Genomic DNA, 17,068 nt, shown 5'->3' on the forward strand with positions numbered 1-17,068 from the left:
TTCGGGCGCGCCCCGCGTCTTGGAGGAGATCCGTCGCAAAGGCGGGCGTCCAAAGAGAACAAGGGTCGGGGTATGAAAGCGTCTTGGAAACAGTGCCTGGCGGGAAGCGCCGCGGGATTGGCGCTGCTGTTTGCGGCAAACGGCGGTCAGGCCCAGGATCGGACGTTCAACGTTCCGGCCCAGCCGATCAGCCAGGCCATCACGGAGCTGGCGCGTCAGGCCGGCGTGCAGATTTCGGCCCCGACGGCGCATCTGGCCGGCGTCCGCACCCGGGCTATCAGCGGCGTGATGGATGTCGAGGCGGCGGTGAACCTGCTGATCGAAGGCACCGACCTGGAGATCGTCAGCCACGAGGGGACGACCTTTGTCCTGCGCCAGCGCCCAAAGGCGGCGGACGCCACCCAGGTCGACGAGGTCGTGGTGGTCGGCAGCCGCATCAAGGGCACCCGGATCAATGAAGCCCTGCCGGTTACGGTGCTGGGGGCTCAGGACATCGACGCCATCGGCGCCGTCGACGGCGACGACCTGTATCGCGCCATCTCGCAGGCCGGCGACGTGAATTTCAACGACGCCGACACCGACAACGGCGGCATCAACAATGCGCGCGGCGACGTCGCATCGATCGACCTGCGCGCGCTGGGCACCGGAAACACCCTGGCGCTGCTGAACGGCCGCCGTCTGGTGGCCCACCCCGGCACCCAGGTCGAGAATTTCGTGCCGGTCACGACCGTCAACACCAACTCGATCCCGGTCATGGGCGTGCAGCGCGTCGAGGTTCTGGCGGACGGCGCGGCGGCCCTGTTCGGCACCGACGCCGTCGCCGGCGTGGTCAACACCGTCCTGCGCGGCAATTTCGAAGGCCTGACCGTTCAGTCGGGCATGGGCCGCGACGACGGTGGGATGGAGGAGTATTCCTTCAACTTCCAGGCGGGCAAGGACTTCAACGACGGCCGCACCAACATCTCGCTGATGGGCGACTATCTGACCCGCGATCCGCTTTTCATCTGGGAGCGGAACTATGCGACGGTCGCCGGCCGGATCAAGCGCTTCGGCGACAAGGCCACGGGCCTGGATTACGTCTCCTACAGCTCCATCACCGCCTGGGCCGAGGGCTATCGTCTGCAACCCGGCACCTATGCGCCGGGCAGGGCGGCCACCACGGTCAACGGCCAGAGCCTGACCAGCACCGCCGGCTCCTTCCATATCCAGCCGGGCACGAATCCGGGCTGTCTGGCGGCAGGCTTCGTGGCCGGCACCTGTTTCGACAACTCGACCCTGACGCTGACGTCGGCGACCAGCGAAGACGACAACCTGCGCTATGATCTGGACACGATGCGGACGATCAGTTCCGCCGTCGACCGCGCCAACCTGTTCACCTTCATCAACCACGAGTTCGAGAACGGCGTCGAGGCGTTCGGCGAGGTCGGCTACTACTGGGCCTCGACCTGGTCGCAGCGTCAGCAGGACACGCCGCTGGACTATCAACGCGTGCTGATGTCGCCGACGGCCTATTGGAACCCGCTGGGCGCCGTGGGCGTCACGGCCCGTTTGCCGGGCCTGGCGACCTCGGGCGCGGGGGCCGTGCCTCTGTCGGGTGCGCCGGTCGAGATCCGCGACTTCCGCTTCGCCGACCTGGGCTACCGCAGCATCGACGTCGATAACGTCACCACCCGTTTCGTCGGCGGCCTGCGTGGTCAGTTCCGGGGTTTCGATTGGGAAACGGCGCTGCTCTATTCCAAGGCGCGCACTGAAGACGAGATGGACGGCGTCAGCATGACCGGCCTGCAGGCCGCGCTGAACATGACCACCCGCGACGCCTACAACCCGTTCGCGGGGGGCAGTCTGAGCGATCCGCGCAACGCTGCGTTCGGCGTGAACAATCAGACCACCATCGACAGCTTCATGGTTCGGGTCGGCCGCACGGCGGAAACCGAACTGATGCAGTGGGACCTCCACGTCTCGCGCCCCGATCTGTTTACGCTTCCGGCCGGCGATGTCGGCCTGGCGGCGGGCGTCGAGGCGCGTCGCGAAACCTTCGCCGAGGATCGCGACGATCGCCTGGACGGGACCATCACCTTCACCGACCTGGCCGGCGCGACGACGCAGACCGATGTGATGGGCGTCACCTACACGCCGGACAGCTCGGGCGCGCGCAACGTCTATTCGGCCTTCGCCGAACTGGCGATCCCGGTCGTTTCGCCGGAAATGAACATCCCCTTCGTCAAGTCGGTCGATGTTCAGGTGGCGGGCCGCCTCGAGGACTATTCGCTGTTCGGCCTGGTGGGGGCGCCCAAGGTGGCGGTCGCCTATCGTCCCAATGACTGGCTGATGTTCCGCACGGCCTGGTCCAAGGGCTTCCGCGCGCCCAACCTGACCCAGTTGCACCAGCCGGACTTCCAGCGTTCGAACGCGCGCCGGGACTTCGCCTCCTGTGCGGTTCAGCTGAAGATCGGCGCGATCCCGACCCTGACGTCCAACAACGACTACTGCGCTTCGGAATCCCGGGTCGAGAACCGCGCCGGAAACCCTGATCTGAAGCCCGAGCATTCGGAAAACCTCAGCGCGGGTCTCGTGTTCGAGCCCAGGCTGTGGCCGCGTGAATACGGCGATCTGACCTTCGCCGTCGACTATTGGAAGATCAACCAGACCGACCTGGTGGGCATCTTCGGCGGCACGAACCAGCTGATCATGGACTACTACCTGCGTCAGAAGGGCAGCTTCAACGCAAACGTCGTGCGCGCCGCGCCCGACGCCCAGCAGATCGCCGACGGTCTGGCCGCCGGCCTGGCCCCGGTCGGCGACATCCTGTCGATCAAGGACGACTATCTGAACCTGCAGCCGCGCGAATCCGAAGGCGTGGACTACCGGATGCACTACAGCCTGCGCGACACGCCGGCCGGCTCCTTCACCTGGACGATCAACGTCAGCCAGTGGCTGAAGCTGTTCCAGCAGGCCAATGAAGACCACCAGATGCTGCTGGACGGTCTCGAGGACGGGGTGATCTCGGGCGTCACCGTGTCGGGCGTCGAGGAACAGGTTCGCCGCAACGGCCGGCCCCAGTGGAAGGCGTCGTCCAGCCTGACCTGGGACAACGGCCCGTGGAGCACCGGTCTCTACACCAGCTACGTCAGCGACTATTACGACACCTCGGCGACGATCACGGGGACCACCGACTTCTGGGTGGTCGAGGATTGGCTGACCCACAACCTGTATGTCCAGTACGAGTTCGAGGACGGTCGGATGGCCGGCACGCGCCTTCGCGTCGGCGCGCGCAACCTCACCAATGAAGAGCCGCCGCTGGCCAACGACCGCTTTGGCTACGACGGCGCCGTCCACTCCAACCGTGGTCGCTGGTGGTATGCGACCGTCCGAAAGGAATTCTGATCTAGGCGCGAGGGCCGATTGGCTTTAGCAACGGTATGAACGAGACGGGGCAGTGGACATTTCGAGCGTCTGCTGCCCCGCTTTGTATGAAACGGATGGGGCTCGTGCGGTCGGGGGGAAGTGTTCCGACGGGGTGAGCCGAGTGCAGTTGGAACATTGAATATGAACCGAATATTCGCCTTTCTCATCATCGGCGCCATGATCCTGGGCGTGCTGGTCGGCTGGGGCGTCAACCAGTACCTCGACGCCGACCAGGCCAAGGCCGCGGCCGAGAATCTCAGCCTGATCACCGACGTTTTCCTGCGCCTGATCAAGATGATCATTGCGCCGCTGGTCTTCACGACCCTGGTGGCGGGCATCGCCCACATGGAAGACGCGGCCTCGGTCGGGCGCATCGGCGTCAAGACCATGACCTGGTTCATCGGCGCCTCGGTGGTGTCGCTGCTGCTGGGCCTGGTCATGGTGCAACTGCTGCAGCCGGGCGCGGGAATGCACCTGCCGCAGGCGGCGCTGGCGACGGCTCCGGCCGCCTCGACCGACGCCTTCTCGCTGCACGGCTTCATCACCCACCTGGTGCCGACGTCGATCTTCGACGCCATGGCCAAGAACGAGATCCTGCAGATCGTGGTCTTCTCGCTGTTCGTCGGTACGGCGGTCGCCGCCCTGGACGACAAGGCGCCGGCGGTGCTGAACCTGGTCGAACAGGCCGCCTCGATCATGCTGAAGGTGACCGAGTTCGTGATGAAGCTGGCGCCGCTCGCCATCTTCGCCGCCCTGGCCTCGACCATCGCCACCCAAGGTCTGGAGATGCTGGTTGTCTACGCCAAGTTCGTGCTGGGCTTCTACGGCTCGATGGGCATCCTGTGGGGCCTGCTGTTCCTGGCCGGCGCCCTGGTGCTGGGCCGTCGCGTCCTGCCGCTGTTCAAGGTGATCCGGACCCCGGCCCTGCTGGCCTTCTCGACCGCCAGCTCGGAAGCCGCCTATCCGCGCATCCTGGACGCCCTGCCGACGGTCGGCGTGCGTCGCCGCATTGTCAGCTTCGTCCTGCCGCTGGGCTATTCGTTCAACCTCGACGGCTCGATGCTCTACTGCACCTTCGCCACCATGTTCATCATGCAGGCGCACGGCGTGCACCTCAGCGTCTCGCAGCAGGTCTTCATGCTGCTGCTGCTGATGGTGACGTCCAAGGGCATTGCGGGCATTCCGCGGGCCTCGCTGGTGGTCATCATGGCGACCCTGACCTACTTCGGTCTGCCGGAAGCCTGGATCGCCATCGTGCTCGGCGTCGACCACCTGCTCGACATGGGCCGCTCGGCCACCAACGTGGTCGGCAACTCCGTCGCCGCCGCCGTGGTCGCCAAGTGGGAAGGCGAACTGGACGACATCCCCGAAGGGGACGCGCCCAAGCCCGCCGCCGCCTGAGGCGTCAGGCGCACTTAATGAAAAGGCCGCCCCAGCGATGGGGCGGCCTTTTTGCTGCGCGGTGACAAGGGAAGAGGGCAGCAGCCCGAAGGCCGCCGCCGCGTCCTAGTCCTCGGCGCTGACCGCCGGCCCGTAGAAGAGGGCGTTGAACAGCAGGCGGACCGACGAGCGGGCCTGGGCGCGGTTGACCACGTCGGGGCCGAGCACGATCACCCGGCCCTCGCCGTGCGGCAGGTCCAGAACCGCGTCCGAACCCGACAGCTTCTGCGGGCCGATGGCCCAGCCGCTCGAGACTGCGACCTGTTCGGGGTAGCGGACGATGGAGCCCGCCTCGCCCGCGCGGCGGAAGCCGGTGTTGCGGTTGAAGAAGACGTCCATCTGCGCCGGGGCGCCGAAGGCCAGAGGCTGGCGGTTGTCCACCTCGGTGCGCAGGATGGCGCCGGGGATGAAGAAGTCGGTCGAGGCCGGGGCCTTGCCGTCCGCGCCGCGCAGCACGTCCTGCACCGGGGCGCCGAGGGCCGTGGCCAGGCGGTGCGAAGAGCCGATGGTGACGACGCTGCCGCCGCCGCGCACGAAGGCGTCGATCTGCGGCACGGTCTTCTCGGCCGTGATATTGCCCAGCCAGCCGCGATACTCGGCGGGGATGGCCTCTGGGGCGGGCTGGCGGTCGTCGGCGTCCTGGGCGGCGGCCGACAGGTCGGACGGGATCATGTCCGAGGCGAAGACCAGGACGTCGAAGTCCTTGGCCAGATCGCCCGCGTCCAGACGCTGCGGATAGACCACCTCGAACGGATACTCGAACTGCTCCAGCATCCAGCGCGTCCAGCCCGAGGCCATCGAGCCGCCGTAGCGGTCGACCAGGCCGACACGCACCGGCTTCAGCGCGATCCTGTCGCCGCCGGGGGCGCGGGCGGCGGCATGGGCGTTGAGGCCCAGGTCGCGCACGGCGGCCTCGACGATGGGACGCGCCGCATCGCTGGCCGGGATCCACAGGGCGCCGGGGGCCAGGGTGGCGCGACCCGCGCGGGTCTCGCCTTCCTGCCAATAGACAGCCACGCCCGCCTTCAGAAGACGGTTGGACAGGATGTAGCCGTTGACCGGGGCGTGATCGATCAGCCAGCCGGCGCGGCCCGTGCCCTCGATCTTGCCGGGCGGCGGGGCCATGACGTCGGCGACGCGCTCGGTCGGGGCTTCGAAGCCGTCGAGGATGCGGTCGAACTTCACCCCCATCTGGAGGGCCAGAGTATAGCCGGTGGCGTCATAGGGCAGGGCGGGCGGGCCGCCCGGATACTGCAGGTCGTGGGGGTGGTCCTGAGGCTCGAACATGTCCAGCACGTGCGGGCGATAGGCCTGGGCCGTCTTCACCACATAGGAACCGGCCGGATAGGTCTTGCCCCCCACGGTGAAGGCGCGCGTGGCGCGGTCCACGTCGACGCCGGTCTTGATCAGGCTGTTGAGGAAGGCGACGGCGTTGGGCAGGTCGGCCTGATCCGCCGGGATGACATAGCCGCGCGGATCGCGACGGGCCGGATCGCGCAGCACCTTTTCATACAGGGTCGGATCGACGCCGCGACGGCCGTTGGCGTTCTCGCCCGCCGCCTCGACCAGGGCCTCGACCCCGGTCGGTGTTATGCGCCAGGTGTCGGTGTTGCCCTTGTCGATGGCGTTCTGGCCCATGCGCCAGATGTTGAACAGCAGCCGGTCCTTGTTGCGCGAGGCGTAGTTCAGCACGGCGCGGTTGATCGACTGCGAGTACTCGATCGACTGGGCAAAATGCCAGGTCTGGGGCGCGACCGGCATGGGCAGGTCGTTGCGGGCCAGCTGGTTCTGCGGGATCAGGCTGATCTGGCTCGGCGTGGGGTGGCCGGTGATCTCGGTCAGCAGGCCGACCGCATTGTGGAAGTAGGTGATGGAGCGTTCCATCCCGTTGTTCCAGGTCGAGTAGCTGGCGCCGCTGCGCATGGTCGAGCCGGGCTTGCCCTCTTCGATCAGACGGCTGTGCATGGCCGCGCCGACTTCCGACAGCGTCCCCATGACCAGGGGGTCGTAGTTGTAGTTAAACGGATCGCGGAAGGGCGGCATGAAGACCACCGTCCCTGCGGGCGCCGTCTGGTGGTGGTTGTAGATGATCTGCGGGAACCACTCGCGGAAGAACTGGCGGTTGACGTTGGTCGTCTCGGCCATCGCCGACAGGTAGTAGTCGCGGTTGTTATCGTGGCCGACGTACTTTTGATAAAGCACGGGGATCGAGGCGAACTCGCGCTTCAGCGGGTCCTCGTTGCGCATGTACCAGTTGGAGACCAGCTCCATCCCGTCCGGGTTCAGCGGCGCGAACAGGATGATGGTGTCGTTCAGCACGCGCAGGGCCTCGGGGTCCTCGGCCGTCAGCCATTCGTGCACGGCGGCGATCAGGGCCTGGGGCGGGACGGTCTCGGTCGAGTGCAGACCGCCGTCGATCCAGACCACGGCCTTGCCCTCGGCGGACATGGCGCGGGCCTGTTCTTCGCTGACGCCCTCGGCCTTGGCCAGACGACGCGCGATCTCCTGATAGCGGTCCAGGTTGGCCAGGTTCTCGGGCGTCGAGACGATGGCGATGTATTGGGTGCGGCCCTCGGAGGACTGGCCGATCTCGACCAGCTTCATCCGGTCCGACTGGCCGGCCAGGGTCTTCAGATAGGCTTCCCACTGGGTGTAGTTGACCAGGTGATAGTCGGCCCCGACCTCATGACCGAACGCCTCGCTCGGCGAGGTGATGCGCGAAGCCTGCGCCGAAACCGCAACCGGCTGCTCGGCCAGCACGGCCTCATAGGCCAGGGCGCTGGCGCCGTTCAGGGCCAGGGCCGTGAAACCGACCGTAAAGGCCAGGGCTCGAAGAGGCCGGCGACGCGAGTGCAGGGTCCGCTGAACGGCGGCGGGGGACGGTCTGATCATGGCGTTCCTGTTACAGGTTTACTGGGCGCTCGATACATGACGCTGCGGCAGCGCTGAATCCTCCACGACGCCGCGCCATCTGCGGATGTCCTATTTTGTGCGGCGTCAACGCGTCGCGGTCGCTGGCGCCGGCGCGCCGTTCTTGTAGCGGTCGAACCAGGTCAGGATGGCGCTGATCCGGGCGGCGTTCTGGGACGGGCGGACGGCCAGGCTGTGGCCGACGCCGGGGATCTTGACCAGGGCGGTGGGGACGCCGCGCAGTTGCAGGGCGCTGTAATACTGCTCGGACTCGCTGACCGGGGTGCGGTAGTCCTCGTCGCCGACAACGACCAGGGTGGGCGTCTTCACATTGCCGACCAGCGACAGCGGCGAGCGGCGCCAGTAGGCGTCGGGGTTTTCCCACGGATATTCGCCGAACCAGTAGCGGGCGAAGAAGGCCGGGTTGTCGGCGGTCAGGACGAAGCTGGCCCAGTCGATGACCGGCTTCTGGCTGGCGGCGGCCTTGAAGCGGTCGGTCTTGCCGACGATCCAGGCGGTCAGCACGCCCCCGCCCGAGCCGCCGGTGACGAACAGGCGGTCGGGATCGGCCACGCCGCTGGCGATGACGGCGTCGACGCTGCTGATCAGGTCGTCGTAGTCGTGGCTGGGGTAGTCGTGGTGGATCAGGTTGGCGAACTCCTCGCCATAGGAGGTCGAGCCGCGCGGATTGACCGACAGGACGGCGTAGCCCGCCGCGGCGAACAGCTGGTTGTCGGTGGCGAAGTGCGGACCGTAGGCGGCGAAGGGGCCGCCGTGGATTTCCAGGATCAGCGGATACTTGCGACCCTCGACGTAGCCGGCGGGCAGGGTCAGCCAGGATTCCACCGCCCGCCCGTCATGCGAGGAAGCGACCTCCAGCCGCTGGACGGCGCCCAGGGTCTTGCCGGCCAGATAGTCGGCGTTCAGGCGAGTCAGCTGGGTTTGGCGGTCCTGACGCAGCACATGGATGTCGGCGGGGCGCAAGGCGTCGCCGCGCGTGAAGGCGACCGCGCCGTCGTCGGCCACCGAGAAGTCGCCGCCGGTGTAGGGGCGGCCGATGTCATCGCCGCTGAGGCCCTGAACCACGGTCGAGACGGCGCCGTCCAGCGACACGCGCGCAACCGTGGTCGAGCCGTGATCGTCATAGGCGATCAGGACGGAGCGCCCGTCATGGCTCCACACCGGCGACTGGACCGAGCGGTCCAGACCGGCGGTCAGGACGCGTTGGTTGGAGCCGTCGCGGTCCATCACATAGAGACGGGTGTTGTGATAGCCCATCCGCCGGTCGTCATAGCCGACGTAGGCGACGCGGCGGCCGTCGGGCGAGGTGACCGGCGACTGATCCGGTCCGCGGCGGTCGGTCAGGGCGGTCAGGACGCCCGAGCGGACGTCCAGGGCGTAGACCTCGCTGTCGCCCGCCTCGCGCTGCCAGTCGGCGCGCCGGTTGGCGCTGAGATAGAGGGTGGCGGAATCGGGCGACCAGGACAGGTCGCCGCCGTGGTTGAAATCGCCCCGAGTCAGTTGGCGCGCGCCGCCGCCGTCAGCGGGGGCGACGAAGACCTGGCGATAGCCGGGCTTCAGATAGCCCTGGCCGTCGGCGCGATAGGTGACGGTGTCGATGACTTCCAGCGGCGGGGCCCACTGGGCGCCTTCCGGCTTGGTGAGGGCGGCGCCGAGCGTCGGCGCCTGGCCGGCGACCAGAACCGAATAGGCCAGCCTGGTCCCGTCCGGCGACCAACTGATCCCGGTCGGCGTGTTCGGCAGACTGGTGACGCGCACCGACTGGCCCGAGCCGATCCAGCGCACGAACAACTGGGCGCCGCCGCCCTCGGCGGTCGAGATATAGGCGACGCGGGTTCCGTCCGGCGACCAGCGCGGCTGGCTGTGTGATCCGGCGCCGGCGACCAGCGGCGTCTGCTGGCCTGTGCGGACGTCGATCAGCCATATGGTCGGCCGCATCCGGTCGGTCATGATGTCGGCGGTCTGGCGCACATAGGCGATGCGCGAACCGTCCGGGCTGATCTGCGGATCCGAGGCGACCTCGAGGCCGAACAGGTCCTGAGGCTGGAATCGTGCGGCCTCGGACGACAGCGGCGCCGGCTGCGCCATCGCGGGCGTGGCCATCAGGATCAGGGCGCAACAGGCCCAGACGGACTTCGACATCGGATGCTTCCCCCTCGGAACTGGCGTCGATCATAGGTCGGCGAAGCGAGGCGGCAAGCGTCTCCTTATGCGCGCCTTATGCGCGGCTCCGCTTTCCGCATGGCTTGCTTACGCCCCGAAGGCGTCTTTTCCGCCCCTAACTGAGCTGGAGGCTTCGGCATGGCCGATGTGATCTTTCTGGCGATCGGCGGCGGGGCCTTCCTGGCCTTCGCCGCCCTCGCTGCTGCGTTGAAGAGGTTGTGACGATGTTGCTGAACGTCCTGTGGGGCGCCGGGGCCCTCGTCATCGCCGGTTACATGGTCGCAGCCTTGCTGCGCCCCGAGCGGTTCTGAGCGGAGCCGCCTCAAGATGAACATTCAAGGTTGGGCGGAAATCGCCCTGACTATCGGCCTCGCCGTCGTGCTCGGCTGGCCGATCGGTATCTATATGTCGCGCGTCTGGAACGGCGAGCGGACTTGGCTGGACCCGGTGCTGAAGCCGGTCGAAGGCCTCTTCTATCGCGCCGCCGGGGTGGACCCGACGCGCAGCCAGGGCTGGCTCGGCTACGCCGGCGCCCTGCTGGCCTTCAACCTGGCGGGCTTTATCCTGTTGTACGCCATGCTGCGTCTGCAGAGCGTCCTGCCGATGAACCCGCAGGGGTTTGACGGCCTCAGCCCGCATCTGGCCTTCAACACCGCCGTCAGCTTCGTCACCAACACCAACTGGCAGAGCTATGGCGGCGAGACCACCGTCTCGACCTTCAGCCAGATGGTCGGCCTGACGGTGCAGAACTTCGTCTCGGCGGCCACCGGCGCGACCATCGCCGCCGCCCTGGCTCGCGCCTTCATCGCCAATCGCGGCGATGGCCTCGGCAACTTCTGGGCCGACCTGACGCGCACCAGCCTCTATGTCCTGCTGCCCATCGCCTTCATCGTCGCAGTGGTTCTGGCCGGGCTCGGCGTGGCCCAGTCGCTGGCGGCCTCGACCGATGCGACGACGCTGGAAGGCGGATCGCAGACGATCAGCCTGTTCCCGACCGCCAGCCAGTTGGCCATCAAGCAGCTGGGCATCAACGGCGGCGGCGTGTTCAACGCCAACTCGGCCCACCCGCTGGAAAACCCCACGCCGCTGACCAATCTGATCACGGCGATCAGCATCAACGTCCTGGGCTGGGCGGCCTTCTTCGCCTTTGGCCGCAGCGTACTGGCCAAGCGGGACGTTCGCGCCCTGGCCATCGCCGCCGTCATCCTGCTCGGCGCGGCGGGTTCGGCCCTCTACGCCATCGAAATGCAGCCGGCCCCGGCCGCCGTCGCTGCCGGCGTCGACACTTCGGTCGGCAATATGGAGGGCAAGGAGGTCCGCTTCGGCGTGCCGTCGTCCGTCGCCTGGGCGGCCCAGACGACCGGGGCCTCGAACGGCTCGGTCAACTCCATGCACGCCAGCTACATGCCGCTGGGCGGGGCCGTGACGATGTTCCTGATGCAGCTGGGCGAGATCCTGCCCGGCGGGATCGGTTCGGGCATCGCCGTCATGGTGCTGATGGCCATGCTGGCGGTCTTCGTGGCGGGCCTGATGGTCGGCCGCACGCCCGAATACCTGGGCAAGAAGATCGAGGCGCGCGAGATCCAGTTCGCCATGCTGGCGGTCCTAGTGGTGCCTCTGTCGGTGCTGGGCTTCTCGGCGGTCGCCGCCGTCCTGCCCGAGGCGCTCGCTGGACTGCTGAACAAGGGGCCGCACGGCTTGTCCGAGGTCCTCTATGCCTACACCTCGGCGACGGGGAACAACGGCTCGGCCTTCGCGGGTCTGACCGCCAACGCCCCCTGGTGGAACACGACCCTGGGTCTGGCCATGCTGCTGGGCCGGTTCGTTCCCGCCGTCGCGGTTCTGGCGGTCGCCGGCGCCCTGGTCGTCAAGCCCAAGCTGGCGCCCTCGACCGGGACCCTGCCGACCCATGGCCCGCTGTTCATCGGCCTGCTGATCGGGGTGATCCTGATCCTCGGCGGCCTGCAGTTCTTCCCCGCCCTCTCGCTGGGTCCGATCGTGGAGCATTTCGACATGCTCCAGGTCGTGGCCCGGTTCTGATCGGATAATCTCATGACTCAAGTCACGCTCGATTCATCGAGCTCCCGGCCTTCTCCGTCCATCGCGGGCGGGCTGTCCGGGGCCATGCTCGGCCGGGCGCTCGGCGACGCTGTCGTCAAGCTGAACCCGACCAAACTGCTCAAGAACCCGGTGATCTTCGCCACCTGGATCGTCGCCCTGCTGGCGACCGCTTCGGCGGTCGTGGCGGTGGCGAGCGGCCAGGCGGCGGGCTTCGCCATCCAGCTGGCGCTGTGGCTGTGGGCCACGGTCCTGTTCGCCAACGTCGCCGAAAGCATCGCCGAAGGCCGCGGCAAGGCGGCGGCGGACTCCTTGCGCGCCACCCGCGTCACCACCAAGGCCAAGCTGATCGTCGATCCGAAGACCGGCATGGTGGTGCCGACCCCGGCGGGGGAGCTTGAGATCGGCTCCATCGTCCTGGTCGAGGCCGGCGACGTCATCCCGTCGGACGGCGAGATCATCGAAGGCGTCGCCTCGGTCAACGAGGCCGCCATCACCGGCGAAAGCGCGCCCGTCATCCGTGAGAGCGGCGGCGACCGCTCGGCCGTCACCGGCGGCACCACGGTGGTGTCGGACTGGATCAAGGTGCGCATCACCTCGGCCCCCGGCGCGACCTTCCTGGACCGCATGATCGCCATGGTCGAGGGCGCGGACCGTCGCAAGACGCCGAACGAACTGGCCCTGTCGGTGCTGCTGGCCGGGCTGACCCTGGTCTTCCTGATCGCCGTCGCCAGCCTGCTGGGCCTGGGCGCCTATTCGGGCATCAAGCTGGATCCCATCGTCCTGGGCGCCCTGTTCATCACCCTGATCCCGACCACGATCGGGGGACTACTGTCCGCCGTCGGCATCGCCGGCATGGACCGGTTGCTGAAGGTGAACGTCCTGGCCACCTCGGGCCGTGCAGTGGAGGCGGCAGGCGACGTCGACACCCTGCTGCTCGACAAGACCGGCACCATCACCTTCGGCAACCGCATGGCCACCGAAGTCATCCGCATCCCCGGCATCCGTCATGACGTGGCGATGCGGGCGGCGGTCATGGCCTCGCTGGCTGACGAGACGCCGGAAGGCCGGTCCATCGTCGAACTGGGCCGCAATGCCGGGGTGACGGGCGACATGCCTGCCGGCGCCAAGCCGATCCCGTTCAGCGCCATGACCCGCCAGTCGGGTCTGGAGGCGGACGGCCATTCGTGGCGCAAGGGCGCGGTCGACGCCGTGCTGAGATCGCTGGGCATGGCTGAAAGCGCCGCGCCCGCCGAGTTCCGCGCCGCCGTGGACCGGATCGCTCGCTCTGGCGGCACGCCTCTGGCCGTGACCGAGAACGACGTCCTGGTCGGCGTCATCCACCTGAAGGACGTGGTCAAGCCGGGCGTCAAGGCGCGCTTCGCCGACCTGCGCCGCATGGGCCTGCGCACCGTCATGATCACCGGCGACAACCCGGTGACGGCGGCGGCCATCGCCTCTGAGGCCGGGGTCGACGACTTCCTGGCCGAGGCCACGCCCGAGGACAAGATGCGCCTGATCAAGGCGGAACAGGCCAAGGGCCGTCTGGTCGCCATGTGCGGCGACGGGGCCAACGACGCCCCGGCTCTGGCTCAAGCCGACGTCGGCGTGGCCATGCAGACCGGCGCCCAGGCCGCCCGCGAGGCCGGCAACATGGTCGATCTGGACAGCGACCCGACCAAGGTCATCGAGATCGTCGAGGTCGGCAAGCAACTGCTGATCACGCGCGGCGCCCTGACCACCTTCTCGATCGCCAACGACGTGGCCAAGTATTTCGCCATCATCCCGGCGATGTTCGTGGTCGGCCTGCCGTCGCTGGCGGCGCTGAACGTGATGAAGCTGTCCAGCCCGGAGAGCGCCATCCTGTCGGCGGTCATCTTCAACGCCCTGGTCATCATCGCCCTGATTCCGCTGGCGCTGCGCGGGGTGAAATACCGCGCCGTGGGGGCCGGAAAACTGCTGGGCCGCAATCTGCTGATCTACGGCCTGGGCGGCCTGATCGCCCCCTTCGTCGGCATCAAACTCATCGACATCGTCATCTCCGCCCTCGGCCTGGCCTGAAGCCCGCCCTGAGCGACCAAGGAAACTCTCATGCGTAAACGTAACAACACCAAAGCTTCGGGTTCCAACGACGCCCTGTTCGGCGGCGCCTGCCTGGCGGCCATCATCGCGCTCGGCCTGTGCAGCACTCCGGCCAAGGCCCAGGACGCGGCGGAGGAAAAGTCTGGCCCTGACATCGCCTTCAACGCCGCCGTAGCCACCGACTATGTCTTCCGCGGCGTCAGCCAGACCGAGAGCGATCCGGCCATCTCGGCCGGGGTCGATGTGACGCAAGGCCTGTTCTACGCCGGGGCCTGGGCCGGAAACGTCGCCTTCGCCGGCGACGGCGACACGGACGCGGAGATCGACCTCTACGCCGGCGTCCGGCCCGAGTTCGGCGGCTTCAACTGGGACTTCGGCGTGGTCAGCTATTTCTACACCAGCCAGCCGGACGGCGCCGACTATGACTATGTCGAGCTGAAGGCCGCGACCTCGCGCGCTGTCGGCCCGGCGACCCTGGGCGCGGCGGTCTACTGGTCGCCCGACTTCTTCGGCGCGTCCGAGGACGAGGCGACCTACGCCGAGATCAACGGCGCGATCAGCCCGGCCGACAAATGGACGATCTCGGCCGCCCTGGGCCGTCAGTGGGTGTCGTCCGACTTCGACTACACCACCTGGAACCTGGGCGCGGCCTATCAGCTGACCGACCACCTGGCGCTGGACGTCCGCTACTTCGACACCGACGAACATGACTTCGGCGCCGTCTATGACAGCCGCGCCGTGGCCAGCTTGAAGGCGACCTTCTGATGCTGAACCACATCCGTCCGGCGATCGTGATGATCGTCCTGTTCACCGGCGTTCTGGGCGTCGCCTATCCGTTCGCGGTGACGGGCGCGGCTCAGGTCGCCTTCCCGGAGCAGGCCGGCGGCAGCCTGGTCCGGGACAAGGCCGGCAAGGTCGTCGGCTCGGCCCTGGTCGGCCAGGGCTTCGCCGAGCCGGTCTATCTGCATCCGCGCCCCTCGGCGGCCGGCGACGGCTATGACGCTTCGGCTTCGTCAGGGTCGAACCTCGGCCCGCTGAACCCGGACCTGATCGCCCGGGTCAAGACGGACGCGGATGCGCTGCGGGCCGCGGCCGGCACGACGACCGTTCCCGCCGACGCCGTGACGACCTCGGCTTCGGGGCTCGACCCGCATATCTCCCCGGCTTACGCTAAGCTTCAGGCCGCCCGCATCGCCAAGGCGCGGGGCGTGGCGGTGGAAGAGGTGAGCAAGGTGATCGAACAGCACGTCGAAGGCCGAACGTTCGGCGTGCTGGGCCAGCCGCGCGTCAATGTGCTGCTGACCAATATGGCGCTGGACGCCCGCTTCGCGCGCCCCGCCGCGGAGGGTTGATGGCGCCGCCTGTCCTTCCAACGGACAAGACCCCGGCCGCCCCGCGAAAGCGTGGGCGGCTGAAGGTTTTTGTGGGCATGTCGCCTGGGGTCGGCAAGACCTACGAGATGTTGCGCGCCGCCCGTCGGCGTAAGGCCGAGGGTGATGACGTCGTCGTCGGCGTGGTCGAGACCCACGGCCGCAAGGAGACCATGAGCCTGCTGCGCGGGCTGGAGGTCATGGCCCGCAACCCCATCGCCTATCGCGACCGGACCCTGCTGGAGTTCGACCTCGACGGCGCCGTGGCGCGCCGCCCTGGCCTGCTGCTGGTCGACGAATACGCCCATTCCAACGCCCCCGGCTCGCGCCATCCCAAGCGATGGCAGGACGTGGAGGAGATCCTGGCCGCCGGGATCGACGTCTGGACCACTCTGAACGTCCAGCATCTGGAGAGTCTGTCGGACGTGGTGCTGCGCATCACCGGGGTGCGCCAGCGCGAGAGCGTGCCCGACAGCGCCCTGTCGCGCGCCGACGACATCGAGGTGGTGGACATCACCCCCGAGGAGCTGCGCAAGCGTCTGGCCGAGGGCAAGGTCTATGTGCCCGAGACGGCGCGGCTGGCCTCGGACAACTTCTTCAAGATCGAGAACCTGACGGCTCTGCGCGAACTGGCCCTGCGCCGCGCGGCCCAGACGGTGGACGACCAACTGCTTGCCGCCTTGCGCGAGCGGGGCGTGCAGGGGCCGTGGGCGGCGGGCGAGCGGATCCTGGTGCTGGTCGCGGGCGACGCCCTGGCGGGGCCCCTGGTCCGCGCCGGGCGGCGGCTGTCCGACATGATGATGGACGCGCCCTGGACCGTGGCCCACGTCGACCGCCCCTCGGGGGCGCGGCACGGCGTCGGCTCGGCGGGCAAGCTGTCGGACGCGCTGAAACTGGCGGAACAGTTGGGCGGCCGAACGGTGGTCCTCAGCGGCGACGACGTGGTGCGCGCCGTCATGGATCACGCCCATCAGAACAACGTCACCCAGATCGTCCTGGCCAAGGGCCGCGACAGCCGCCTGTCGGAATGGCTGGGCCGGTCGCTGGCGGCGGAACTGCTGCGTCAGGCGCGCGGGGTGGCTGTCCACGTCATCACCGACGGCGCCGATCTGGAGGCCAAGACGCTGCGCGAGCCACGCGTGACGCTGACCGGGGGCTGGCGCGGCTATGCCGTCGGCGCCGCCTTCGTGGTCGCCGCCACGGGCCTGGCCCTGCTGCTGGACCGGACCTTCGAGCGGGTCGATCTGGGCGTCATCTATCTGTCGGCGGTGCTGGCGGCGGGGGTGCTTTATGGGTTGCGGCCGGCGTTGGCGGCGGCGACGGTCGCCTTCCTGACCTACAACTTCCTGTTCCTGCAGCCGCGCTACAGCTTCGCCATCGGCTCGCCGACCGACGTCCTGACCCTGATCGTCTTCTGGGCCGTGGCGTTGACGACGGGCTTCCTGGCGGGACGAGTGCGCGAGCAGGCGCGGGCGGCGCAGCGCCGCGCCTCGGCGGTGTCGGCCCTGCTGGCCGCCAGCCAGAGGCTGACCGGCGTGGGCGACCGCGCGACCGCCGCGCGAATCCTGGCGGAACAGACCGCCGCCGCCGCCGGGGCAGGGGCCGTGGTGCTTCTGCCC

Annotated in this window: 10 protein-coding genes; 8 read left to right on the top strand and 2 right to left on the bottom strand. The window is 68.2% G+C overall.

Going from position 1 to position 17,068, the window contains the following annotated elements:
• Positions 1-117 precede the first annotated feature (117 nt).
• Both ACREEF_RS03730 and ACREEF_RS03735 read left to right on the top strand, forming a co-directional pair.
• Positions 118-3,384 carry a TonB-dependent receptor gene (locus ACREEF_RS03730; protein ID WP_431564266.1) on the top strand — a complete coding sequence of 1,089 codons (3,267 nt, stop codon included), beginning with the start codon at positions 118-120 and terminating at the stop codon, positions 3,382-3,384.
• Positions 3,385-3,546: 162 nt separating this feature from the next.
• Complete coding sequence (locus ACREEF_RS03735) at positions 3,547-4,806, top strand: dicarboxylate/amino acid:cation symporter (RefSeq protein WP_431564267.1); 1,260 nt, start codon at positions 3,547-3,549, stop codon at positions 4,804-4,806.
• Positions 4,807-4,911: 105 nt separating this feature from the next.
• Here ACREEF_RS03735 and ACREEF_RS03740 read toward each other — a convergent pair whose 3' ends face one another.
• Together ACREEF_RS03740 and ACREEF_RS03745 are read right to left on the bottom strand one after the other, a co-directional pair.
• Complete coding sequence (locus ACREEF_RS03740) at positions 4,912-7,737, bottom strand: M14 family metallopeptidase (RefSeq protein WP_431564268.1); 2,826 nt, start codon at positions 7,735-7,737, stop codon at positions 4,912-4,914.
• A 105-nt stretch (positions 7,738-7,842) separates the two neighbouring features.
• Entirely contained in the window at positions 7,843-9,918 is a 2,076-nt protein-coding gene (locus ACREEF_RS03745; RefSeq protein WP_431564269.1) for a prolyl oligopeptidase family serine peptidase, read from the bottom strand.
• Between the two features lie 245 nt (positions 9,919-10,163).
• On the opposite strand from ACREEF_RS03745, the gene ACREEF_RS03750 reads away from it, so the two are divergent.
• From ACREEF_RS03750 to ACREEF_RS03775, 6 genes are all read left to right on the top strand, one after another.
• Positions 10,164-10,250, top strand: coding sequence for a potassium-transporting ATPase subunit F (locus ACREEF_RS03750; RefSeq protein ID WP_327020087.1), 87 nt, complete (start codon positions 10,164-10,166; stop codon positions 10,248-10,250).
• Between the two features lie 16 nt (positions 10,251-10,266).
• Positions 10,267-11,979, top strand: a complete 1,713-nt coding sequence (gene kdpA / locus ACREEF_RS03755) for a potassium-transporting ATPase subunit KdpA (RefSeq protein ID WP_431564270.1) — start codon at positions 10,267-10,269, stop codon at positions 11,977-11,979.
• Positions 11,980-11,991: 12 nt separating this feature from the next.
• Entirely contained in the window at positions 11,992-14,058 is a 2,067-nt protein-coding gene (gene kdpB, locus ACREEF_RS03760) for a potassium-transporting ATPase subunit KdpB (RefSeq protein ID WP_431564271.1), read from the top strand.
• A 30-nt stretch (positions 14,059-14,088) separates the two neighbouring features.
• The gene (locus ACREEF_RS03765) at positions 14,089-14,844 is read left to right on the top strand and encodes a TorF family putative porin (protein ID WP_431564272.1); all 756 of its coding nucleotides are present in this window, start codon (positions 14,089-14,091) and stop codon (positions 14,842-14,844) included.
• Entirely contained in the window at positions 14,844-15,431 is a 588-nt protein-coding gene (gene kdpC / locus ACREEF_RS03770) for a potassium-transporting ATPase subunit KdpC (RefSeq protein WP_431564273.1), read from the top strand. Before ACREEF_RS03765 ends, kdpC begins: the two co-directional genes overlap by 1 nt.
• Positions 15,432-15,508: 77 nt before the next feature.
• On the top strand, positions 15,509-17,068 hold a 1,560-nt coding region (locus ACREEF_RS03775), incomplete at its 3' end, for a DUF4118 domain-containing protein (protein ID WP_431564274.1).

Origin of the sequence: Brevundimonas sp. (assembly GCF_050729455.1) — a bacterium.
Classification (GTDB): Bacteria; Pseudomonadota; Alphaproteobacteria; order Caulobacterales; family Caulobacteraceae; genus Brevundimonas.